A 22,686-nucleotide genomic window follows, 5' to 3' on the forward strand; every position below is an offset into this window, starting at 1 on the left:
GGACTCGGGTCACCGGCACCCCGGTTACCCCTGACATAGGGTAGGGCTACTTGAGGGTGGCGGACAACAGTTCCTGGACGGCGCCAATGACCTGAATCTGGTCCGTGCTGCCGGCGGGCGGAACATACAGCATGACGCCCTCGCCGTACTTCACGTCGATTCCGGCCTCCGTGCTCGTTTCGCCTGTCAGCTTCTCGTAGACGGTGCCCTCCAGATTGATCGAGTCACCCACTTCCCGCGGAACGCTCGCGTAGCTGCTGTCCATGTACCCGAAGACGATGGCGCCTCCGTCCGCGGTCCTCAGCGCCCGGGTGTCCGCCGGCACGGATGTGTGCTTGAACGTAATGTCGGCAAACTCGTTATCCGGGCTGGACAGGACGGTCTTCTGGAACTTGGTGACGGCCTCGGCGAAGGTGTTGGCCGCAAACGTGTCCTTGTTTGCGCCTTCGGGGTTGGTCAGGGCGTCCGCCAGGCCGTCGACGGCGGCCTGCGGGGCAATGTCCAGTCCGTCAGCTGAGCCTGCCGGAGCCGGATTTACTCCGGTGCCGTTGGCAGGACGCTTGGGAAAGGTGGTGCCGGGCAGCATCTTGATGGCCGAAACCAGCTTGTAGTTCTGGCGGGCCGATTCCTGCACAAGGAGCAGCGCCTGCGGAACTTCATTGTCCGGACCCTGGGTGACCGCCACGATGCTGCGCGGGAACTCAGTTCCGCCCATGATCAGGTCCGTCATCAGCGGTTCCGCGACAACCGGCTCCGGTGCGTCAGTTTCCGGCACCTTCGCTGCGGTGGCGTAATTGGCCTCGCGCAGGCTTGCGGTGCTTCCGGCGGCGCGGGTGGCGAGCAGCTTTGTATCCTTTGCCGCATCGGCTTCGGTCACGGTAGATGCGACTTCGGAGAGGATCCGTTCCAGCTGGGAATCCAGAACCACGGGCGGCGTGGCTTCGCTGCCGGATTCTGCTGCGGGGCTCGCGGATTCAGCTGTGGGGCTTGCGGTGAGCGGAAGCGCTGCCAGTGCCGCAGCCGGTGACCCAAAGCTCAGGCCGGCGGCAATGACGGTGCCCAGAGCCGCTGCAGGACCGCGGCGCCTGAGGGCGGGAAGGATACCGAAGGCCTGCGTGCTGCCCGCAGGTCCCGCTGTGGAGTCCTTGGCGGGTACGACGGCCGGGTCCCCGGTGCCGCCGGTTGCCGGATGGGCGCCCGGCGGTGTGGCCTGCTTGCCCGGCTCCGAAGAGGCAGGTCCGTTCCCGCCGGACCGGCGGCCGCTGTTGCCCCGGCCGGTCATGAAGGTCAGCGCCAGGCCCAGAACGGCGACAAGGGCGCCCAGGACAATCAGGGGGACGGCAAACGGAGTGGAATCATCGTTGGCGAAAGTAACCGAGACAGCCGAAGGCGCAGCAGCGGTCCCGTCCGTGGCCAGCAGGATCTGCCAGTCCCCGGAGGCGGGCGGCTCCCAGCCGAAGGTCAGCTCATCCTCAATTTCCTGTTCGGAGACCCACAGGTCGGATCCGGCAGGGTTGGGAACAGTGTCAGTGCCGTCCGTTACCTCGGAGGTGAGCGACTCGCCGTCGGCACCGATGCGCAGCACGGAGGCGTCCCCCACCCAGGCGTCGACGTCGTCGGCCCGGCCTACGGCCATCAGGAACGGCCCGTCCGCAGAGACGGTCACATCCACCCCGTCGGAGTGCTGGGTGAGGACGTCCGAACTGATGACGGTCAGCGGCGCTTCCTGGTCTTGGGACGGTGCTGCCGCCGTAACGGTGCTGGGCGGGGCCCAGACGGTGCGCTGCCCGATGCCGATGAGCATCAGCAGCACTCCGATGACGATCAGCGGAACTGCAAATTTGTTTCGCACAACTTACCTATCTTCAGTCTCGGTGCAAGTGCCTCACGTATAGGCAGGCGAACGGGACGTGGAGCCTCTTGAATGTCAGGGCGGTAGCCGGGTTTATAACCCAATGGTAACGAAATCCTCTGGCAGGACACATTCGAAGCCCGCCGCCGCGTCGGCGCACCCCGCCGCCGGGGCACCGGGACTGATAATGTGGCGCTTCGTACCGGGGCGTTCGCTAAATCTAGGAGACCTGCACAATGGCCGAGAATCAGGACCTGCCGGCTGACGGATCCCCTCCTATTTCCGGACAGACCGGGGGCACGAATTCTCCGTCAGGCAAGCGCCCCGGTTTTCTGTCCGCCGCCTCCGAACGGATCCGGCACGCGGCGCCCCGCGGTATTCCCGGAGCCCGTCCGCGGCGCCGGTTCGAGTTTCCGCCGGAGACTGCGATGGAGGGAACAGCGCCGGCCGGTCCCCAGCAACCGGACGAGGCCGGCAGCAGCGGCGATGATTCCCCCGACCGCATGAGCAGCCATCCCATCCATTTCGGCTTCATGTTTTCCGTGGGCGTGGGAATTGCCCTCCTCTGCTATTTCATCCTGACCAACGTCGGTGAACTCCTGGTATGGATCGGAGCCGCACTCTTCATTGCGCTGGGACTGGACCCCATAGTGCGCTGGCTGGCGGCCCGGAGAATACCCCGGCCGGCCGGAATTGCCATCACCGTCCTGGGCCTGGCCGGAATCATTATGGGCTTCTTCGCGACCCTGATTCCCACCATCGTGCGGCAGACCACGGAGATCATCAATAATGCCCCCGGCTATGTGGACACCTTTCTGGAATCGGATTTCTTCGTAAACATTGAACAGCAGTTCCACGTGCGGGAGCGGATCGAAGAAGAGGTCAATAAGTTCTTCAGCAACGCGGACGCGTTGGGCGGGGTCTTCGGAGGCGTGCTTTCGGTGGGCACGGTTATTGCCAACGGCCTTTTTGGTGCGCTGATTATCCTGGTGCTGACGCTGTACTTCCTCTCCTCCCTGCCGTCCATGAAGTTGTGGGCGTACCGTCTGGCACCCAGGAGCCGGCGCCGCCGCGTCGAAGCCCTCTCCGAGGAAATCAGCGGCAGTGTGGGCAACTACGTGATCGGCCAGGGGCTGGTCGCCCTGCTGGACGCCACTTATGCCTTCATTGTCATGAGCATCACCGGGGTGCCGTTCTCTGTTCTGCTCGCCTTTGTAGTGGCACTGCTGGCGTTTATTCCGCTGGTGGGCCCGCCCATCGCCCTGGTGCTGGTATCCCTCGTAGCCCTTACCGTCAGCTGGCAGACCGCCGTGGTCTTCGCACTGTTCTACGTGGCCTATCTGCAGTTCGAGGCGTACTTCGTGTCCCCGCGCATCATGCAGCGCGCCGTCGCAGTGCCGGGGGCCGTAGCCGTTATCGCGGTTATCGCCGGTGGCACCCTGCTGGGTGTCCTGGGCGCCCTGATTGCCATTCCCACCGCAGCAGCCGTGCTGCTGCTGCTCAAGGAAGTCTTTATTTCCCGCCAGGACCAGCGCTAGCGGCCAGCTACGGGGCGCTCAGCGGAGCCCGACGGCGGCACCTCAGTCAGCGCCGTCGGCCGCCGGTCCTGCGGGTGCGCCAGCAGCGGTCGTGCCAGTGCCGGCGGTCCGCGACGGCGGTGTCGCGGCCCAGGAGCGAATCCTCCTGCCACACCACGAGGTGCGGGACTCCCGGCGGGATCGTGATGCCGCACCCGGGGCATTTGTACTCTTTTGCCGCGTTCCGGGCCGTGATTTGCCTCACTGACCATTCGCCGTCGGGCGCGCTTTCCCGGTGCGGTATTCCGGCACGGGTACGCTCCAGATCCAGCTCCATGGCGGGCATTGCCCATTTGCTCCGGGCACTGCGGCCCAGGTTGGCGTTGGCTGCGCCGGGCGGGCGGCGGGGACGGTTGGAACGGGGCATATAAGTCATTTTGCCTCAATCGGAGCCGGTAAAGTGCAACTGTGCGTTTAGTAATTGCCCGCTGCTCTGTTGACTACATCGGCCGCCTCCGTGCCCATCTTCCGCTCGCCGTCCGTCTGCTGATGGTGAAAGCCGACGGTTCCGTCCTGATCCACTCCGACGGCGGCTCCTACAAACCCCTGAACTGGATGAGCCCTCCGGCCACCCTGCGCATCACCGCTCCCTCGGACGACGACGCCGACACCGGCGTCATCGAAACGTGGAACGTTCAAAGCGCCAAGACTGACGACAAACTCGTCATCAGCATCTACGAACGCTTCTCCGAGACCTCCCATGACCTCGGCGTGGATCCCGGCCTCATCAAGGACGGCGTTGAGGCTGACCTGCAGCGCCTGCTGGCTGAGCAGATCACCAAGCTGGGCGAGGGCTTCACGCTGATCCGCCGGGAATACATGACGGCGATCGGACCGGTGGACATACTGGCCCGGGACGCCTCCGGCACCACTGTTGCCGTTGAGCTCAAGCGCCGCGGGGACATCGACGGCGTTGAACAGCTCACGCGCTACCTCGAGCTGCTCAACCGCGACCCGCTCCTGGCTCCGGTCAAGGGTGTGTTCGCTGCCCAGCAGATCAAACCGCAGGCCCGGGTACTCGCGAACGACCGCGGCATCGAGTGCCTCACCCTGGACTATGACGCCATGCGCGGTGTGGACGATTCAGAATCGCGCCTCTTTTAGCTTGGCGGAGACCTGGTCCCGCGGACCGGAGATTGCACGTGAAATCAACCCGGTTATCCCCGGACATAACGCCGCCGGAAGTTCAAACGGGCCGGACCAACCGCACTAAGAAGTGCGGGCAAAACACTCTCGAAAATACTCGAAAATATTTTGCCCCAATTCGTTGACCAGCCTTTGGGTGTGTGTAATCCTATAACCAGTCTTTGTGTAGGTGTTATTCATGCTCGCAAGACCGTTGCGAGCGTGAAGCTCCTCAAGGAACTGCTGAATGGCAAGGATCTTGAGCCTTCCCGTTTCAGTAACAATGAGGCTGCCGCGGGGTGTGGCGGTCTGTAGTTCCACTTATGAGGAGAAACAAAAATGGCACAGGGTACCGTCAAATGGTTTAACGCTGAAAAGGGCTTCGGCTTCATCACTCCCGATGATTCAGACGGCGACGTCTTTGTTCACTACTCTGAAATTCAGACCGGTGGCTTCAAGACTCTCGATGAGAACCAGCGCGTTGAGTTTGAAATCGGCCAGGGCGCCAAGGGCCCCCAGGCTACCGGCGTCACCGCCCTCTAAGCTTCACCACAAAACGAAGCTTCACCATAAAACGAAGCTTCACCACAAAACTTAGCACCGCCTTCCGGGGTCTCTTCCCGGATAACCAGGAAAGTCCCCGGCATCTGCCGGGGACTTTCCTGGTTTCCGGCCTGGTTTCCGGCCTGGTTTCCGGGGGTGGGAATCCTGCCGCTGCTTACCGGCAGGATTCCCCACGCCGGAGGGATTTGCCCCGGGTGTCAGCTGCGCCGGCGAATGACCTGCGCGCCCAGCCCGCGGAGATTCTCCATAAATTTTTCGTACCCGCGGTCAATGTGGTCCACTCCGCGGACCTCGGTGGTGCCTTCAGCGGCCAGCCCGGCTATGACGAGGGCAGCACCGGCCCGGATGTCATTGGCTTCGACGGGTGCCCCGGACAGTCGGGGAACGCCCTGGATCAGGGCGTGATGCCCGTCCAGCCGGATGACCGCACCCAGCCGCGCGAGCTCCGAAGTGAATCCCCAGCGGGCCTCGAAGACATTCTCCGTGACCATTCCGGAGCCGGTGGAAACGGCATTCATGGCCACAACGAAGGGCTGCAGGTCGGTCGGAAAACCCGGATACGGCAGGGTGGAGACGTTGATGGGCTCCGGGCGACCGTTGCCTTTGACGGTAAAGCTGTCCTCCCCCACCGTGACGGTGCAACCGGCCTGCGAGAGCTTGTCCAGCACCACGGTCAGCGCGGAGGCGTCCGCGTCGCGCACTTCTATGCAGCCGCCGGTGATAGCCGCTGCGAAGGCCCACGTTCCGGCAACGATCCGGTCCGGCACGACCCGGTGCACCACCGGTTCCAGCCGCTCAACGCCCTCGATCACCAAGGTGTTGGTGCCAATGCCGGAAATTCGGGCGCCCATCTCGTTGAGCATGAGTGCAATGTCCGTGATTTCAGGTTCGCGTGCCGCGTTGTCGATTACGGTGGTTCCCGCGGCAAGGGTCGCAGCCATCATCAGGTTCTCGGTAGCCCCCACGGACGGAAAGTCCAGCAGATGGCGGGCTCCGATCAGGCCGTCCGGCACAGAAGCCACGAGGTACCCGTGGTCAATGGTGATGGTGGTTCCCATCAGCTCAAGGCCGGCCCGGTGCATGTCCAGCCCGCGGGAGCCAATGGCGTCACCGCCGGGCAGCGCCACTTCGGCTTGGCGGCAGCGGGCGACCAGCGGACCGAGGACCGAGATCGAGGCCCGCATGGCGCGCACCAGGTCATAGTCCGCCTGGTGCAGGGGAAGTTCCGGAACGTCGATGGAAACAGCGGCCGCTTCGACGTCGTAATCGACGGAGCAGCCCAGCCGGCGCAGCAGCTCGGCCATGATCCAGACATCCTGGATGTTGGGAACGTTGGTGATCGTGGAGCGCCCCTGCGCCAACAGCGTTGCCGCCATCAGTTTCAGGACACTGTTTTTAGCTCCGGGGACGCTGACCGCTCCGTTGAGCGTGGCCGGTCCGGTAACAACAATGACGTCTTCCATTCCTCAATACTAAGGCGGTTGACGGTTGCCGATTTCCTTAGCGCCAGGTCCCGATGCCAATGACAGGGCCGGCTTCAAGCCAGGAGGACAGGCCTGTATAGACCTCATACTTCATGGCCACGAGGAATTCTGTGCCCTGATATTCCAGAGTGACGATGATGGCGCCCGGCTGGATGCGGGCGCGCTCAGCCTCCGTAGGCTGCCGCCAGCTCCCTATCTCCAGCGAACTGCGCAGGAACCGATGCGGCGGCCGAGGGCTGAGCGAGATAAGGCGCAGCCATTCCAGATGAGTGTCCGTATAACGACAAACCCCCATCTGCCACCCGCGGGGCGGAAAGCAGATGGAGGCGTCAAAAGTACCCAGGGCGCGCCGCAGCTGACTGCGGCGCACCCCGAACAGAACTACTGCCAGTACCAGCAGGAACAGGAGCCCTGCCAGCGCAATGAACAAATAAGAGCTGCTCATTGGGAAGGGTCAGCGAGTCCCAGCGTTGGCTGCGTCGTTCATCTGAGCGTTGTCAGCGACAATCACTACGCGGTTGCTGTCGACGGAGAAGAAACCACCGTCAACGTTCACCGTGAAGCGGGCACCGGAGACCGGCTCGATGGCCATTTCGCCCTCGGCCAGAATGGCCAGCAGCGGGGTGTGGCCGGGAAGGATCCCGACGTCGCCCTCGCTGGTGCGTGCCTTGACCATCTTTGCCGCGCCGGACCACACGAAGTGGTCCGCTGCGACAATCTCAACTTCGAGTTCAGCAGTGTTCGCCATAGGGCTTACTTCCCGGTCTGCTCTTGGATCTTCGCCCAGTTGGCCATGACATCGTCCATGCTGCCGACGTTGAAGAAGGCCTGCTCGGCGATGTGGTCCACGTCGCCGTCGCAGATGGCCTTGAAGCCCTCAATGGTTTCCTTGATGGAGACCGTGGAGCCCTCGACGCCGGTGAACTGCTTGGCGGTGTAGGTGTTCTGCGACAGGAACTGCTGGATGCGGCGTGCACGTGCCACAACAATCTTGTCCTCTTCGCCGAGCTCGTCGATGCCGAGGATGGCGATGATGTCCTGCAGTTCCTTGTTCTTCTGGAGGATCTGCTTGACGCGGACTGCCGTGTCGTAGTGCAGCTGGCCCACGTACTGCGGGTCGAGGATGCGCGACGTGGAGGTCAGCGGATCCACGGCCGGGTACAGGCCGCGCGAGGCGATTTCACGGGAAAGTTCCGTGGTGGCGTCCAGGTGCGCGAACGTGGTGGCCGGGGCCGGGTCGGTGTAGTCATCAGCAGGCACGTAGATGGCCTGCATCGACGTGATGGAGTGACCCTTGGTGGACGTGATGCGCTCCTGCAGGAGACCCATCTCGTCGGCCAGGTTCGGCTGGTAGCCCACAGCGGAAGGCATGCGGCCCAGAAGCGTTGAAACCTCGGAACCTGCCTGCGTGAAGCGGAAGATGTTGTCGATGAAGAGCAGCACGTCCTGGTTCTGCACATCGCGGAAGTATTCCGCCATGGTCAGGCCGGACAGGGCCACGCGCAGACGCGTTCCCGGCGGCTCATCCATCTGGCCGAATACAAGGGCGGTGTCCTTGAGGACGCCTGCCTCTTCCATTTCAACCCAGAGGTCGTTGCCTTCACGGGTACGCTCGCCAACACCGGCGAATACCGAGGTACCACCGAAGTTGCGGGCCACACGGGTGATCATTTCCTGGATCAGCACGGTCTTGCCGACGCCGGCGCCGCCGAACAGGCCGATCTTTCCACCCTTGATGTACGGGGTGAGAAGGTCGATCACCTTGATGCCGGTTTCCAGCATCTCGGTGGAGCCTTCGAGGTCCGCGAAGTTCGGAGCCTTGCGGTGGATGGGCCAGCGCTCGGTGATCTCCAGCTGATCTTCAGCGACGTCCAGGGGCTTGCCCAGGACGTTGAAGATGTGGCCCTTGACGCCGTCGCCTACGGGGACGGAGATCGGTGCGCCGGTGTCCTTGACGGCTGCGCCGCGGACCAGGCCGTCGGTGGCCTGCATGGAGATGGCGCGCACGAGGTTGTCGCCGAGGTGCTGGGACGTTTCGAACGTGATGGTCTTGGTCTCACCGTTGAGCGTCAGCTCGGTGGTGAGGGCGTTGTAGATGGTGGGGATTGCGTCAGCCGGGAATTCGACGTCGACAACCGGGCCGATGACACGGGCGATACGGCCGGTGGCACCCGAGGCTACGGAATCAGATCCGTGCTCGACAGTTTGGGCAGTCATCTCTCTCACTTCACTCAGTTAGATGGCGTGTGGACTAAGTTTGCTTTGGTGGAACTGGTCCTGAAGCAGGCGCTAGGACGCGCTGAGCGCGTCGGCACCGGCAACAATTTCGGACAGTTCCTGGGTGATCTCGGCCTGACGGGCGTTATTGCGAAGTCGCGTGTACTTCTTAATAAGGTCGGAGGCGTTGTCCCCTGCGGACTTCATTGCACGCTGGCGGGCTGCAAGCTCGGAAGCGGCTGCCTGAAGCATGGCTGCGAAGATGCGCGACTCGATGTAGCGCGGCAGCAGTGCGTCAAGAACCTTTTCGGGCTCCGGCTCGTACTCGTACAGAGGCAGCAGCTCAGTCTCGGACTGTGCTTCTTCCTCCACGACCTCCAGCGGCAGCAGGCGGATCACCGTTGGTTCCTGGACAACCATCGACTTGAAGCGGGTGTAGACAATGTGGATTTCATCCACGCCGCCGTCTTCGTAGTCTGTGTTGAAGTCATCAAGAAGGGCCCTGCCGATTTCGCGGGCCGTTTCGAAGTCAGGTGCGTCGGTGTTTCCGGTCCAGACACGTGCGGATTCCCGGTCACGGAAATCGTAGTACGCCTGTGCCTTACGTCCCACCAGGTAGGTCTTGACCTCTTTGCCCTCTTCATGGAGCAATTCGACCAAGGATTCGCTCTGCTTGAGCACACTGGCGGAGTACGAACCAGCAAGACCACGGTCGGAAGTCATAACCACCATGGCTGCCCGGCGGATCTGCTCCGGCTCGGTAGTCAGCGGGTGATCGATTTCCGACTGGGACGCCACAGCAGAAACGGCACGGGTGATCGCATTGGAGTACGGCAATGACGCAGCCACACGGGTGCGTGCCTTTCCAATGCGAGAGGCAGCAATCAGCTCCATCGCCTTGAAGATCTTCTGCATCGACGTCGTCGAAGCGATCTTCTGACGGTAGACCCGAATTTGGGCTCCCATACTTTTCCTTTCAGTTCCTAGCGTTTGAACTAGGGGCTAAGGCATAGGCCAAGGGTTCCGCGTCCGGGCCGCTGGGGCCCGGACGCGGAACACCTAAGCCGCTAGCGCTTCTGCTTGACGATCTTTTCCTGGTCAACAGCGTCTTCGCCCAGGGCGGCATACTCTTCGTGGCCGGCGGCAACCAGGTGGTTGTCGCCTTCTCCGAAGAAGCCTTCCTTGAAGGAGACAACGCGCTTCTTAAGTTCCTCCACAGTGGAGTCCTCAAGCTTGCCCGTCTGTGCCAGGGTGGTCAGGACGGACGTGCTGTGCTTCAGGTGGTCGATGAACTCGCCTTCGAAGCGGAGCACGTCTTCCACGGGAACATCGTCCAGGTAGCCGTTGGTGCCGGCCCAGATCGAAACAACCTGTTCCTCAACCGGGTACGGAGCGTACTGACCCTGCTTGAGGAGTTCCATCAGCCGCGCACCGCGGGTGAGCTGCTGGCGGGTGGCTGCGTCCAGGTCCGAAGCAAACATGGAGAATGCCTGCATGTCGCGGTACTGGGCCAGTTCCAGCTTCAAAGTACCGGAAACCTTCTTCATGGCCTTCTGCTGTGCAGCACCACCGACGCGCGAGACGGAAATACCGACGTCGACGGCGGGGCGCTGGTTGGCGTTGAAGAGGTCCGACTGAAGGAAGATCTGACCATCGGTGATGGAGATGACGTTGGTCGGGATGTAAGCCGAGACGTCGTTTGCCTTGGTTTCGATGATCGGAAGGCCGGTCATCGAGCCTGCACCGAGCTCGTCGGAGAGCTTGGCGCAACGCTCCAGCAGACGGGAGTGCAAGTAGAACACGTCGCCCGGGTAAGCTTCGCGTCCCGGCGGACGGCGCAGCAGCAGTGACACGGCGCGGTAGGCTTCAGCCTGCTTGGAGAGATCATCAAAGATGATCAGGACGTGCTTGCCGCCGTACATCCAGTGCTGGCCGATGGCCGAACCGGCGTACGGTGCCAGGTACTTGAAGCCTGCGGGGTCGGATGCCGGGGAGGCCACAATGGTGGTGTACTCCATGGCGCCGGCCTCTTCGAGGGTGCGCTTGATCTCAGCAACCGTGGACGCCTTCTGGCCGATGGCTACGTAAATGCAGCGCACCTGCTTCTGGACGTCGCCGGATTCCCAGTTGGCCTTCTGGTTCAGGATGGCGTCAACAGCAATGGCGGTCTTACCCGTCTTGCGGTCACCGATGATCAGCTGGCGCTGGCCGCGGCCGATCGGGATCATGGCGTCGATTGCCTTGAGGCCCGTCTGAAGCGGTTCGTGAACCGACTTGCGCTGGGTTACGCCGGGTGCCTGGAGTTCCAGTGCACGGCGTGCCTCGGCCTGGATGGGGCCCATGTCATCCATGGGCTCGCCCAGCGGGTCGACAACGCGGCCCAGGAAGGCATCGCCCACGGGTACGGACAGGACTTCACCGGTGCGGTGAACTTCCTGGCCTTCTTCGATCCCGGCGAAATCGCCGAGTACAACGACACCGATTTCACGGGTGTCAAGGTTCTGGGCCAGGCCCAGTGTGCCGTCCTCGAACCGAAGCAGCTCGTTTGCCATGACGGAGGGCAGGCCCTCCACACGGGCAATGCCGTCGCTGGCGGTTGTTACGCGGCCAACTTCAACGCGCTCTGCGTTTCCGGGTTCGTAGGACGCCGCGAATTCGTTCAACGCATTACGGACGTCGTCGGCGTTGATGGTCAATTCGGCCATCTGCAGTCCCTGCTCTCCTGTGTTGTGATCATCGCTTGGTGCCGATGACCGTGATTAATTCTCAAATGATCTGAAACTGGTCTCAACCGTCCCGCGGGACGGCTAGACCGCGAGCTTCCGACGGAGGTCGGACAGACGGGAAACTACTGATGAATCCAGTATCTCGTCCCCCACTGCGATCCGCACGCCGCCGATCAGTGACGGGTCAACGTCGGCGTTGATCTTCAACTCACGGCCGTAGAGTCCATTAAGAGAGGACTGCAGACGCGAAAGCTGCTCTTGGGTCAACGGACGGGCGGCCCGAACCTCGGCGATCCAGCGCTTCTGGCGCCCGGCAACGAGCTCCAGGAAGCGTGCCACCAGGGCACTGGGCTTCAGGCCACGCGGATGCGTGACCGCCTGGCGGATCAGTACCAGTGCCGCGGGGCTGGCCCCGGGCACAATCTTCTCGGCCAGCGTGATCTTTGCTTCAGGCGAGGCCTGCGGCTCGGACAGTGCACGCTGGAGTTCGTGGCTGGAAGCCACCACCCGGTTGAACCGGATGAGATCGTCTTCCAGTGCATCGAGGCCGACAAGCCCTGATCCCCTGTTTTCTGCCGTTGCCGAAACAACAGTGGCAGCCAGTTCCTCGAGCGCATCACCCAAGTCACGCGGAGACCGCCAACGCGAGGAGACCAGATTGGCTGCAATGGCTTCAGCGTCGGCTGAAACCTTTCCGCCTACCAGCTGTGAAACCAGCGCCGCCTTGGCATCGCTTTCACGGGCGGGATCGGTCAGCGCACGCCGGACACCGGCGCTGCTGTCGAGAACGCCCAGGATTCCAAAGAGTTCCTCTGCCAGCGACAGGGACGCAAACGGAAGCTTGGCTTCCAGCTGCTGCCGTGCCGCGGCGAGTGATTCGCTCGATACTCCTGCCATTACCTAGCTGCACCTGCGTTCTCGTTTTCCAGTTCCCCAAGGAAACGGTCAACCACGCGGGCAGCGCGGGCGTCATCCTCGAGCGTCTCGCCGATGATGCGTCCGGCCAGCTCGGTTGCCAGGGTGCCAACCTCAGCACGGAGCGACGTTACGGCCGCCTGCCGTTCTGCGGCAATCTGCACCTGGGCCTGCTCGGTGATCCGAGCGGATTCAGCAGCAGCTTTAGCCTTCAGGTCCGCAAGAATCTGAGCGCCTTCGGCGCGTGCTTCCTCACGGATGGCGTTGGCTTCTGCCCGGGCATCTGAAAGCTGTGCCTTGTACTCCACCAGCGCTGCGCTGGCCTCGGCCTGGGCCTTCTCCGCTTTGGCAATGTTGCCTTCAATGGCTTCAGTGCGCTCCGCGTACGTCTTTTCGAAGCCCGGAACCACAAACTTGACGACGATGAACATCAGTATGGCGAAACTGATTCCCGTCACCAGGATTTCCCAGACGTTGGGAATCAGGGGGTTGGCGCCCTCAGAGGCTGCCAACATAATTACCTGATCCATAATGCACCCGTCCTATCTGCTTGGTGGGTCAGTCGGTTCGGACTAGACAATGAACGCGAGAACCAGACCAAGAATAGCGAGTGCTTCGGTCAGTGCCAGGCCAAGGAAGGCGATGGGCTGAAGGACGCGCTGTGCCTCCGGCTGGCGTGCAACGCCGCTGATGTAAGCGAAGAAGACGAGACCCACACCGATGGCGCCGCCGATTGCGGAGAGACCATAGCCGATTGCGTTGAGGCTACCTGCGATTTCCATGTTGATTTTTCCTTTCAAGATGCCCTGAGGGCAGGTTGCTTGGGGTTTCCCCGAAGGGGAAGTTTAGTTATCCCGGAGGGGAAGCTTAGTGATCGTCTGCCAGTGCGCCCTGGATGTAGATGGCGGTAAGCAGGGTGAAAACGTAGGCCTGGAGCACCATGATCAGTGCTTCAAGCATGTACATGGCGATGCCGCCGACCAGCACCAGGACAGACGAGGCCTGGAGGATGATGTTGTCCTGGAGAACCAGGAGGTATTCAATGCCGGCGCCGGCAAGCATGACAATCAAGTGCCCGGACATCATGGTGGCGAACAAACGCAGGCTGTGCGTGATCGGCCGGACCAGGAAATTGGAGATGATCTCAATGGGAACCAGAACGGGGAGGATGTACCACGGCACGCCCGAGGGCACTGTGGCCTTCACGAAGTACTTCATTCCGTGCTTCTTGATGCCAACACCGATCCATGTGAAGTACACGATCGCGGCCAGCAGGTAAGCACCACCCGGGTGGGAGAAGCTCGGCAACTGAATGAACGGAATGGCACCGTAAATGTTGTTGACGATGATGAAGAAGAACAGCGCGAAGAGGAAGGGGACGAACTTGAGGAAGTCCCGCTCGCCGATCACATCCTTGGCGATGCCGTTGCGGACGAATCCGTAACCGAATTCACCCAGGAACTGCAGGCGTCCCGGCACCAGCTGGCCCTTACGGGAAGCTCGAACAAAGATGACGGCAATGATGATGACCGAGAGGACGACCAGCAGCATCTGCTTGCCGACACCGGTGCCGTAGTCCGCGCCCCACGGGAGAATCTCAGGGAGGTGCATTTCGTCAATGGCCGGCGGAACGAATCCACCTTCATTAGTGGCCGGGAGTGCAAGCGCGATCAACGCGTTTCCTCTCTGCTGTGTCCTTCATCGGGCGTGTGAATCGGGGCAATACTGGTTGCCCGCTCTAAAAACTGTGGCATTACTGTTCGGCTTCTTCACGGTTGTGGGCTGGATGGCCGACGCTGGCTTTCGCAGGTTTGCTTCCGGTCAGGCCGTGGACTTTGGTCAGATAGAATCCGGCGGCTGCTCCAAAAAGGATACCGACGAGCACCAACCACTGAGTCTCGAACAGATTGTCCAAAAACCACCCTATCAAACCCCAGGCGACGATCCCGCCAATGATGTAGCTGAAGACGCGCATGCCCGAGTCGTACGTGTTTTCGGGATCGTAATCAGGCTTTTCAGACATCCATTTTCCCTTTGACTGATGTTTCTTCCCCCGCATTGTCGTCGTACAGCTGGAAACGAATCCGAGAGAAGGCACGGATTTCCGCAACCTGCCATACCACCACGGTCAGAAGCGCTGCGGTAAAGAACCACGTTGCCTCAAGCCAGTCCGGTCTGCCGATCAGAAGCAGCACCGCAGCAAAAACAGCCACTTTGACGATGTAGATCAGCGCAAACATGGCCATCGCGCCGTGCGGGTTGTCCCGGCCCACCACATGGACAATCAGCAGGCTGACGCCGCTGAAGGCAATGACGAGGGCCCAGCCAAACAGCACGCTGCCGACACCTGCGGTCCCGTCTACGACCAGGGACGCAACGATAAGGACTGCGGCAACCAGGCCGGTCCACATCATCGCGGTGCGGAAGATGCGCAGCCACGGATTCAGGGTGGGCCCTGAAGCGACAAGGGGACGTCCAGTCTGGGCACCGTCTGCGGGGCTCATAACTTTAGACATCCTTCGGGCTGGGGCGGGAATTGTGCCGCGTATTCTTCGCGACTCTTGAAATTCTACAGCACATAGAAGTCGCCTCCGCCCGGGAGACGTCACATACGCTCACACCCGGGCGCGCCGCCGGCCGAAGACCTTCGGAGAGAAAAGGTAAAACACCACTACGGCGGCGGCAAAGAGCGTCAGCGCAATCTTGGGCACATCCTCCGCTCCGGCGAGAACGAGGCCCGCTCCCCCGGTCAGCAGGGTGCAGACGGTCACCACGCCGGCGGACTGGAGATGGCTGAGACCAACGTCGGTCAACCGCTGGTAGACATGCTGGCGGTGCGCGGCATACCAGCGTTCACCCCGGCTCATGCGCAGCAGGAGGGTAGAGAAGGTGTCAGCGAGATAAATGAGGATCGGGAAGATCAGATACTCCACGGGAACCCCGGCCAAAAAGGCAGCAACCGCAATTCCGGAAACGCAGGCACCCAGGAGGTAACTGCCGACGTCGCCCATGAACACCGAACCGCGGCCCAGGTTCCATGGCAGGAACGCCGCAAAAGCGGCGGCAGTGACCGCACCGGCCACCGTCATCCACACATGGTCAGTGAGCTGGCCGGCCACCGCGTAGAGGACGCCGACAGCGATGCCGTGCAGCCCGGAGATCCCGTTGACGCCGTCCATGAAGTTGGCGACGTTGATGTAGGCGGCAATGGCAAGGGCCCCCACCGGAACCCACCAGTAGCTTTGCTCCATGGTCCAGACAAGCGCGGTGGTTCCCACGATGCCAAGGAGCAGCTGAAGTCCGGCCCGGACCCGGACCGACAGGCCGCGGAAGTCCTCGATCCAGCCCAGGAGTGACGCCGCGGCGATAACGGCCATCAGGATCGCCATGATGGACCGGTCAATGGCAACCAGTCCGGTCAGCAGGGATAGGCCCGTGCCCAGCAGGACACCCGCGGCGATGGTGACTCCCACACCGCGGATGATGACCTTGCTGTGCGAGGAGCGCTCGTTGGGGATGTCCAGGACGCCAAGGCGGCGCAGGAGAGGTATGAAGAGGAAGGGCAGCAGCAGGCTTGCGAGGAAGGCTGCCCCAATGCACAGGGCAAGGAGCATTAGCCGGTCCGCCGTTTCGCTGTTCCGTCGCTGCGGGGGCGGCGGGCAGTGCGTTCGCCGGGAACCGCGCCTCCGATTTCAGTGACCGGGGGCAGGATTTCACCGTGCGAATCCACACCGCACTTGTGTAGCCAGTCTTCGAATTTCAGGTCCGACGGGTTCAGTTCATCCACCGCAGTATGGGAAATCTTGGGATGCAGCGGACGGGAGTCATCTTCACCGGTGCCCACCAGGATTTCGTGCATCTTTTCGCCCTGACGAAGCCCTGTGAACACAATCTCTATGTCCTTGCCGGACATGGCGATCATCCGTTTTGCGACGTCGAGGATCTTCACCGGCTCCCCCATGTCCAGGATCAGGACTTCTCCGCCGCGGCCGATGGCCCCGGCCTGGATCACCAGCTGGCAGGCTTCGGGGATGGTCATGAAGAACCGGGTGACTTCCGGATCGGTCACGGTCAGCGGCCCGCCCTGCCGGATCTGCTCGGTGAACAGGGGCAGCATGGAACCCCGGCTGCCGATCACGTTGCCGAACCGCACCGACACGTAGCGGTCCTGGGTGCTGTGCGCCATCCACGCGGTGAGTTTCTCGGCCACCCGCTTGGAGTGCCCCAGCACCGTGGTGGGATTGGCTGCTTTGTCCGTGGAGATGTTGACGAAGTACTTGACCTTGGCCTTCTTGGCGGCCCGCAGGACGTTGGCGGTTCCCAGCACATTCGTCTTCCAGGCTTCCTGCGGATACTGCTCCAGCAGGGAAACATGCTTCAGCGCCGCAGCGTGGAAAACGACGTCGGGGCGGCGTTCGGTGAATATCTGCTCCAGCGCTGCGGGATCGCGGATGTCCGCCAGGACGGTGTCCCTGCCGTTCAGCAGGCCGTGTCCGGTAATGGACAGCTGGGTGAGCTGCAGTCCGGTTTCGTCGCGGTCCACCATAATCAGCTCGGCCGGATCAAAGGCGGTGATCTGGCGGCACAGCTCGGAACCGATGGATCCGCCCGCTCCGGTCACCAGGACCTTGCGGCCGGTGAGGTAGCCGGCCACCTCCTCCACATGGATATCCACGGGACGGCGGCCGATCAGGTCCTCAACGGCAACCTCGCGGAAATCGGTGAGGCCGGCACCGGCGCCCTTGCTCAGCATGTCCTTCAGCGGCGGCAATACCAGTACCCGGAGGTTCAAGCCCTCAGCATGGTCGGTGACCTCGCGCACCTGGCGGGCTTCGACGTCGGCGATCGCAATGATCAGGATAGTGGCGCGGGTGCGCTGGACAACCTCGCGCAGGTCCTGCAGCCGGCCCAGCACGGGCACGGTGGACAGCCGGAGATGTTTTTTCGCCGGATCATCGTCGATCAGGCCAACGGGATAGTAAGGGGAATCCGGGTCCTTCATCATCCGCGTCACGAGGGAACTGCCCAGGAAACCGGCGCCGTACACCAGCGTCCGCTGGGCCTCGTCGCCCGGACGCGCCTTGCCCTCGACATACATGCGCTTGAGGTAGCGGATGGCGGCCATGAACAGGCAGGCAAACGGGAAGGCGATCATGCCGGTGCTGCGGGGAATGTCGATGGCCAGGCCAAAGAGCGCACTGACGATGACGAGTATGGCGGAGACAACCAGCGTGACGATGGCCAGCAGCCGCATCTCGTGGAAGCTTCCGAAGCTGTACCTGCCGCGGTAAAGCGCGAAGGAGTAACCCACGATCAGCTGCACCAGCACGGCCACGCCGCAGAAGACGGCGACACCCCCGGGATTGATCTGGTCCACCGTGAGCTCGTACCGCAGCACCAGCGCCAGGACGATGGCCACGATCCAGGCCAGAGAGTCCAGAATGTACTGCGTCCACAGCCACAGCGCAGGCCTTTCGCCGCGGAAAGGACCGCTCTCGTCCGTGCTTGTCTGCCTCATAATCCTCAACGGGTAGTTCCCCGGTTCTCTTCTCGGTGATTGCAACACTGTTCGGAAGAATCCGGTGTAATAGACTGGAATCTCATCAGCATTCTAACTGCACACCCTTCTCCGTTCGGCTTGGGCCGCTCATCCGGGTTGCCTCGAAAGGATCATTTTGCCGGACTCCGTGGCCGTAGCAGCAGTAACGTTCGACCGCCCCGACGATGTGTCCACTCTGCTGGACTCGCTGGCCGCCCAGAGCGCCAACATTACCTCGGTGGCCTTGGTGGATTCAGGGAAGACGCCGGTTCAGGATATCGCTGAAGCTTCATCCGCGCCCGTTACGTACGTTCGATCCAACACAAACCTTGGTGGCGCCGGCGGTTTTTCGCTGGCCATCCTCACCGCCATGGCTTCCGGGGCGGACTGGATCTGGATTATGGACGACGACGCACATCCGGAGGATCCGAACTGCCTCGCCGCCCTGCTTGAGGCAGCTCAGAAGCACCAGATGGACGTGGTCCTTCCGCTGGTCGTGGCTCCCGGGCACCCGGATACCCTGTCCTTCCACTTCCGGTTGGACGGCAAGCTGACCCATGACCGTGCGCAGGTGGAGAAACTGGGCTTCATCCCCGACGTCGGGCATTTCTTCAACGGTGCGCTGATTCGCGCCGACGTATTTTTCCGTGTGGGCCTCCCTGATCTGCGCCTGTTTATCCGCGGGGATGAGACCGATTTCATGATCCGGCTGCGGCGCGCCGGAATCCGGTTCGGAACTGTCACTTCCGTAGCCCTGACCCACCCGGCGGCGTGGGCCGAAGTGCAGCAGGTTGCCGGTGAACGGCTGCACGTGCTGGTTCCCGAAAATGCCTTCAAACAGTTTTATTTCTACCGCAACCGCGGTCACCTGACATGGAAATACAAGCGGCTGCGCTCCTTCGCCGCTGACGCGGTGGGCTATCCCGTCCACTTTGCCAAGACCCGCGATCCGCGGGGCTTCGCCGCCTGGCTGCGTGCCTACGCTGCCGGTATGCGCGGACGCCGCTTCGGACCGCCGTCGGACTTCGGCTTCTGACATGGTCCGCCCCGAGGCGCCCTCCCCCGCAACGCCCTCCTCTGCCGATGAACTGACCCTGGTCATCGCCACCTTCAACCGTTCCGGATATTTGCGCGGACTGCTGGATTCCGTGGCTGCCCTGGAACCGGCACCGGAGCGGATTGTCGTGGTGGACAACGCCAGCACCGATGACACCCAGGACGTCATCACCGCCGCTGCCTCCCGGCTCGCCATCCCGCTAATCAACGTGCGGCTGCCCGTTAACGCCGGCGGCGCCGGGGGATTCTCCGCCGGCGTGGAGCGTGCCCTCAGCGAAGGCGCGTCTTGGCTGTGGTTAATGGACGACGACGTCGTTGTCCTCCCGGGTGCCGTGACGGCGCTTCGCAAGTGGACCGGAACGTACGGGTGCATCCACGGCAGGCGCCTGGACGAGGCCGGCAACCCGTTCTTCTGGCAGCACCGGTTCCTCCCGTTCCTGGGTATCCATGTTCCGGTCCGCGGCAATGTCTTTCGGGACAGTGCAGCTTTCACAACCAATGTGGGCTGCTTTGAGGGCATGCTGATTTCGGCTGATCTCGTGCGCCGCATCGGGCTTCCCGACGAGCGGTACTTCATCAACGGCGATGACGAGATCTACGGCTGGCTTGCCTCCCGCCTCACGGACGTGGTCTACGTCAATGACTTTGTGCTGCAGAAGGTCCGTCCACAGAAGCAGATCGATCTGGGCATCCGGCATTTGAATGATTCAAGTGACCTCAGCCGCTTCTATTCCATGCGCAACCGCGGCCATACGGGCCAGTACCTGCGGGCGCACGGGCGGTACAACCGCCTTGGGTTTGCGCTGGGAACGATGCTGACTGCCGGTAAGGAGATTCTGCGGCTGCTTGCCGTGGAGCACCGGGTTGCCGGGGCGCCGAGCCTGTGGCGCGGTTGGCGGGAAAGCCGGTTGATCCTGCACGATGGATCTTGGCAGCCTATGCCGGCGCTTGATCCGGCCCCGTCCCACGATCGGAAACACCAGGTTTGACGCACGACATTTCTCCGCACGATCCCGCCGTACAGAACTCCAGCGCAGCCGAGCCAACGACGTCGGCTGTTTGGGCCGTGCTCGGATCCTCCGGTTTTATCGGCAGCGCCGTCTGCGAATCACTGCGTGCCGCCGGACTTACCGTGCGCGCCGTTGCAGCTCCCCGGCTCGAATCAGCCGCCGAAGACGCAGCGGGGCTGCTTGAGGAAGCTTCCGCGCTGGCTGCAGTGCGGGCGGAACTCGCGGACGCCTTTGCCGGCGCGGACGTCATCATCAACGCGGCCGGCCTCGCCACGCCGGGAGGAACAGACTCCCCCGCGCTCCACGGGGCCAATGCGCTGCTGCCGCTGGTTGTTGCCGATGCTGCAGACGCCGCCGGGGTTCGCCGCTTCGTCCACCTGAGCAGCGCCGCCGTGCAGGGACATCGTCCGTTCCTGGACGAAACCAGCTACCTCCAGCCCTTTTCCGCCTATTCCCGGTCCAAGGCCCTGGGTGAACGCGGTCTGGCGGCACGGGCTGCCGGTGCCTGCGGCGTCGTGACCATCCGGGCCACCTCTGTTCAGGGACCGCAGCGGCCCACAACGGTCAGTCTTGCCCGTTTAGCCGCCTCTCCGCTCGCCAGCGTCGCCGGAGAGGGAACGGCGCCTTCCCCTGTCAGTTCAGTGGATTCACTCGTGCAGTTCATCCGCACCGTGGGACTGCACGCGGGCCGTGTTCCCGCCGTCGTCCTGCAGCCGTGGGAGCATGCCACGGTGGCAGGAGTGCTGGAGGCGGCGGGCGGCCGGAAGCCGCTGCGGCTGCCTCGATGGCTGTGCCGCAGCGCGCTCTGGAGCGGCTACCGGCTCTCTGCCCTCGCGGGCGAACGGCTGCACGGTCCCCTGCGCCGTCTGGAAATGATGTGGTTCGGCCAGCGGCAGGTTCCCGGGTGGGCCGAAGCGAGCGGCAACGTTCCCGAGCCCCGGGTGCAGGAAGTCCTGCGCTCTGTGCAGGTCCGGGAACCGGCGGACCGCTAACACACCTGCCCGAGCGGGAAAGGACAGCCTAGGCTGCGTCCTCCGATGGTCCCTGGACTCCCGGCACGACTTCCTGCAGCCGCTCCAAGCTGATCGCCCCCAGCCGGACCACCCGCAGGGTGTCGGACGTGGCATCGACGATGGTGGACGGCACTCCCGGCTCGCCGTGTTCCGGCCGGGGCCCGGCCTCCAGATAAACCTCCACCGACTCGGCCAGCTGCTCGCGGGCCTGCGCGGCAGTCTGCGCCGCCGGGTTGCCGGTGCGGTTAGCCGACGAGACCGCCAGCGGCCCCGTGAGGTTCAGCAGTTCCAGCGCAATCTTGTCATCGGGCATGCGCAGCGCAACGGTGCCCAGCGTGTCGCCGAGGTCCCAGGTCAGCGAGGGCTGGGCATGGAAAATCAACGTCAGCCCGCCGGGCCAAAAAGCCGAAGCCAGCGCCCGCGCGTCGTCGGACACGTCCACTGCCAGCCCGTCCATGGTCTGCATCCTCGGGATCAGCACGGGCGGCGGCATGGACCGGCCCCGGCCTTTCGATGCCAGCAGGGTAGCCACGGCCTGGGGAGAAAAGGCATCCGCGCCAATGCCGTAGACGGTGTCAGTGGGCAGGACCACGCACTGCTTTGCAGCTACGGCCTGCTGGGCTTTGGCCAGGCCTTCGCTTTGGCTCTGCGGATCAGTGCAGTCGTAAGTGGTAGTCACTTGTGTCCTTGTTCCTTCGAATCATTAGATCTGTTGATATAAGCGGGTCTGTGCATCAGGCCGGGAATGAAGTCCGCACTGCAGACGTCGCCCGCGGACGGCCGTTGAGGTCGGTGTGCGTGGCAACATTCCGCCAGCAGGCTTCCGCCGACAGGAGGGCAGCAATCCGCTCGGCCTGGACTTCGGCGTGTTCCATGACAAAGTAACCGTCCGGAAGCAGCAGCCGGGCAGCGGTGGCGGCAGCGGCCAGCGGCAGTTCCAGTCCGTCCTGCCCGCCGCCGTAGAGTGCCATGGCCGGATCATGCTCGGCGGCTTCCGGTTCATTGGGAACAGCTTCGGCGGGGACGTACGGCGGGTTGGATACCACCACGTCAAAGCTGCCGTTTTCATCCGAGAGAGCGGTCCGCAGGTCCGCGTGCAGGAGGCGGACTCCCAGCGGTTCGAGGTTTTGGCTCGCCCAGGCCAGGGCCAGCGGGCTCAGCTCGACGGCGGATACCTCAGCACCCGGAACTTCGGTGGCCAGGGCGGCGGCAATGGCACCGGAGCCGGTGCCAAGGTCCACCGCCCGAACCGCAGGCTTCCCGGCAGCGAGAACGGCACGGGCATGGTCGATGGCCAGCTGGGCCACCGTTTCCGTCTCGGGCCGGGGAACGAAGACCCCGGGCCCGACCTTCAGCTCGAGGTAGCGGAAGGACGCGGAACCAGTCAGGTGCTGCAGCGGCACGCGGGCCGCACGTTCGGCCACCAGCTCCTCATATCCTGCCGGAACCGGTGCATCGGTGAAGGCCAGCGCCTTCACCCTGCCGCGGGACTCCCCCAGCAGATGTGCGGCCAGCAGTTCGGCGTCCACGGCCGGAGTGGGCACCCCGGCTGCGGCCAGAGTGGCTGTTGCCTCACGCAAAGCCGCTGCCAGGGTGGTGGATTCCATC

The 22,686-nt window shown here is 63.0% G+C and carries 23 protein-coding genes and 1 pseudogene; 6 read left to right on the top strand and 18 right to left on the bottom strand.

All coding sequences use genetic code 11. The features are described from left to right. Window positions 1–46 precede the first annotated feature (46 nt). Window positions 47–1,852, bottom strand: a complete 1,806-nt coding sequence (locus CXR03_RS00380) for a hypothetical protein (protein WP_104101223.1) — start codon at window positions 1,850–1,852, stop codon at window positions 47–49. Between the two features lie 236 nt (window positions 1,853–2,088). On the opposite strand from CXR03_RS00380, the gene CXR03_RS00385 reads away from it, so the two are divergent. Beyond that, complete coding sequence (locus CXR03_RS00385; protein WP_104101225.1) at window positions 2,089–3,390, top strand: AI-2E family transporter; 1,302 nt, start codon at window positions 2,089–2,091, stop codon at window positions 3,388–3,390. A gap of 46 nt (window positions 3,391–3,436) precedes the next feature. Here CXR03_RS00385 and CXR03_RS00390 read toward each other — a convergent pair whose 3' ends face one another. Further along, entirely contained in the window at window positions 3,437–3,796 is a 360-nt protein-coding gene (locus CXR03_RS00390; protein ID WP_104101227.1) for a hypothetical protein, read from the bottom strand. A gap of 41 nt (window positions 3,797–3,837) precedes the next feature. Here CXR03_RS00390 and nucS point away from each other — a divergent pair, with 41 nt between their 5' ends. Both nucS and CXR03_RS00400 read left to right on the top strand, forming a co-directional pair. Beyond that, entirely contained in the window at window positions 3,838–4,533 is a 696-nt protein-coding gene (gene nucS / locus CXR03_RS00395) for an endonuclease NucS (protein ID WP_104101229.1), read from the top strand. Window positions 4,534–4,893: 360 nt separating this feature from the next. Beyond that, on the top strand, window positions 4,894–5,097 hold the full coding sequence (locus tag CXR03_RS00400) for a cold-shock protein (protein WP_104101230.1): 204 nt from the start codon (window positions 4,894–4,896) through the stop codon (window positions 5,095–5,097). 218 nt (window positions 5,098–5,315) lie between these two features. On the opposite strand, the gene murA is transcribed toward CXR03_RS00400, so the two are convergent. The 14 genes from murA to CXR03_RS00470 all read right to left on the bottom strand — a co-directional run bounded on the left by murA (window position 5,316) and on the right by CXR03_RS00470 (window position 17,978). Further along, window positions 5,316–6,581, bottom strand: coding sequence for a UDP-N-acetylglucosamine 1-carboxyvinyltransferase (murA, locus tag CXR03_RS00405; RefSeq protein WP_104101232.1), 1,266 nt, complete (start codon window positions 6,579–6,581; stop codon window positions 5,316–5,318). 37 nt (window positions 6,582–6,618) lie between these two features. Further along, entirely contained in the window at window positions 6,619–7,047 is a 429-nt protein-coding gene (locus CXR03_RS00410; protein WP_104101234.1) for a DUF2550 domain-containing protein, read from the bottom strand. 9 nt (window positions 7,048–7,056) lie between these two features. Next, window positions 7,057–7,350, bottom strand: a complete 294-nt coding sequence (locus tag CXR03_RS00415) for a F0F1 ATP synthase subunit epsilon (RefSeq protein ID WP_104052449.1) — start codon at window positions 7,348–7,350, stop codon at window positions 7,057–7,059. Window positions 7,351–7,355: 5 nt separating this feature from the next. Further along, window positions 7,356–8,819 carry a F0F1 ATP synthase subunit beta gene (gene atpD / locus CXR03_RS00420; RefSeq protein WP_104052450.1) on the bottom strand — a complete coding sequence of 488 codons (1,464 nt, stop codon included), beginning with the start codon at window positions 8,817–8,819 and terminating at the stop codon, window positions 7,356–7,358. A 72-nt stretch (window positions 8,820–8,891) separates the two neighbouring features. After that, complete coding sequence (locus CXR03_RS00425; RefSeq protein WP_104101235.1) at window positions 8,892–9,785, bottom strand: F0F1 ATP synthase subunit gamma; 894 nt, start codon at window positions 9,783–9,785, stop codon at window positions 8,892–8,894. 101 nt (window positions 9,786–9,886) lie between these two features. After that, complete coding sequence (gene atpA / locus CXR03_RS00430; protein WP_104101237.1) at window positions 9,887–11,524, bottom strand: F0F1 ATP synthase subunit alpha; 1,638 nt, start codon at window positions 11,522–11,524, stop codon at window positions 9,887–9,889. A gap of 102 nt (window positions 11,525–11,626) precedes the next feature. Further along, window positions 11,627–12,442: a F0F1 ATP synthase subunit delta gene (locus CXR03_RS00435; RefSeq protein WP_104052453.1), complete on the bottom strand. Its 816-nt coding sequence runs from the start codon at window positions 12,440–12,442 to the stop codon at window positions 11,627–11,629. Then, complete coding sequence (locus tag CXR03_RS00440) at window positions 12,442–12,990, bottom strand: F0F1 ATP synthase subunit B (protein WP_104052454.1); 549 nt, start codon at window positions 12,988–12,990, stop codon at window positions 12,442–12,444. Before CXR03_RS00440 ends, CXR03_RS00435 begins: the two co-directional genes overlap by 1 nt. A 42-nt stretch (window positions 12,991–13,032) precedes the next feature. Beyond that, the gene (locus tag CXR03_RS00445) at window positions 13,033–13,242 is read right to left on the bottom strand and encodes a F0F1 ATP synthase subunit C (protein WP_181032239.1); all 210 of its coding nucleotides are present in this window, start codon (window positions 13,240–13,242) and stop codon (window positions 13,033–13,035) included. A gap of 85 nt (window positions 13,243–13,327) precedes the next feature. Next, window positions 13,328–14,134, bottom strand: coding sequence for a F0F1 ATP synthase subunit A (gene atpB, locus CXR03_RS00450; RefSeq protein WP_104101239.1), 807 nt, complete (start codon window positions 14,132–14,134; stop codon window positions 13,328–13,330). Window positions 14,135–14,213: 79 nt separating this feature from the next. Continuing rightward, window positions 14,214–14,483 carry an AtpZ/AtpI family protein gene (locus CXR03_RS00455; RefSeq protein ID WP_258073429.1) on the bottom strand — a complete coding sequence of 90 codons (270 nt, stop codon included), beginning with the start codon at window positions 14,481–14,483 and terminating at the stop codon, window positions 14,214–14,216. Further along, window positions 14,476–14,964, bottom strand: coding sequence for a hypothetical protein (locus CXR03_RS00460; RefSeq protein WP_104101243.1), 489 nt, complete (start codon window positions 14,962–14,964; stop codon window positions 14,476–14,478). Before CXR03_RS00460 ends, CXR03_RS00455 begins: the two co-directional genes overlap by 8 nt. A 111-nt stretch (window positions 14,965–15,075) precedes the next feature. Then, window positions 15,076–16,074 (bottom strand): glycosyltransferase family 4 protein, encoded by a 999-nt coding sequence (locus CXR03_RS00465; protein WP_104101245.1) that lies wholly within the window; start codon window positions 16,072–16,074, stop codon window positions 15,076–15,078. Next, the gene (locus CXR03_RS00470; RefSeq protein WP_104101247.1) at window positions 16,074–17,978 is read right to left on the bottom strand and encodes a nucleoside-diphosphate sugar epimerase/dehydratase; all 1,905 of its coding nucleotides are present in this window, start codon (window positions 17,976–17,978) and stop codon (window positions 16,074–16,076) included. Before CXR03_RS00470 ends, CXR03_RS00465 begins: the two co-directional genes overlap by 1 nt. Before the next feature lie 157 nt (window positions 17,979–18,135). Here CXR03_RS00470 and CXR03_RS00475 point away from each other — a divergent pair, with 157 nt between their 5' ends. Genes CXR03_RS00475 through CXR03_RS00485 form a run of 3 tightly spaced genes read left to right on the top strand, consistent with a single transcriptional unit; the run spans window position 18,136 to window position 21,057 of the window. Further along, window positions 18,136–19,035: a glycosyltransferase gene (locus CXR03_RS00475; RefSeq protein ID WP_104101249.1), complete on the top strand. Its 900-nt coding sequence runs from the start codon at window positions 18,136–18,138 to the stop codon at window positions 19,033–19,035. Between the two features lies 1 nt (window position 19,036). Next, window positions 19,037–20,044 (top strand): glycosyltransferase, encoded by a 1,008-nt coding sequence (locus CXR03_RS00480; protein WP_104101251.1) that lies wholly within the window; start codon window positions 19,037–19,039, stop codon window positions 20,042–20,044. Next, window positions 20,041–21,057: an NAD(P)-dependent oxidoreductase gene (locus CXR03_RS00485; RefSeq protein ID WP_258073430.1), complete on the top strand. Its 1,017-nt coding sequence runs from the start codon at window positions 20,041–20,043 to the stop codon at window positions 21,055–21,057. The genes CXR03_RS00480 and CXR03_RS00485 overlap by 4 nt, the downstream gene beginning before the upstream one ends. Window positions 21,058–21,106: 49 nt before the next feature. On the opposite strand, the pseudogene CXR03_RS00490 reads toward CXR03_RS00485, so the two are convergent. Continuing rightward, window positions 21,107–21,757 (bottom strand): annotated as a pseudogene (locus tag CXR03_RS00490) (L-threonylcarbamoyladenylate synthase); the annotation flags it as partial. A gap of 55 nt (window positions 21,758–21,812) precedes the next feature. After that, window positions 21,813–22,685 carry a peptide chain release factor N(5)-glutamine methyltransferase gene (prmC, locus tag CXR03_RS00495; RefSeq protein WP_104101254.1) on the bottom strand — a complete coding sequence of 291 codons (873 nt, stop codon included), beginning with the start codon at window positions 22,683–22,685 and terminating at the stop codon, window positions 21,813–21,815. Window position 22,686 lies beyond the last annotated feature (1 nt).

The organism is Arthrobacter sp. 08Y14 (assembly GCF_002929455.1).
In the GTDB taxonomy this organism is placed as follows: domain Bacteria; phylum Actinomycetota; class Actinomycetes; order Actinomycetales; family Micrococcaceae; genus Arthrobacter_B; species Arthrobacter_B sunyaminii.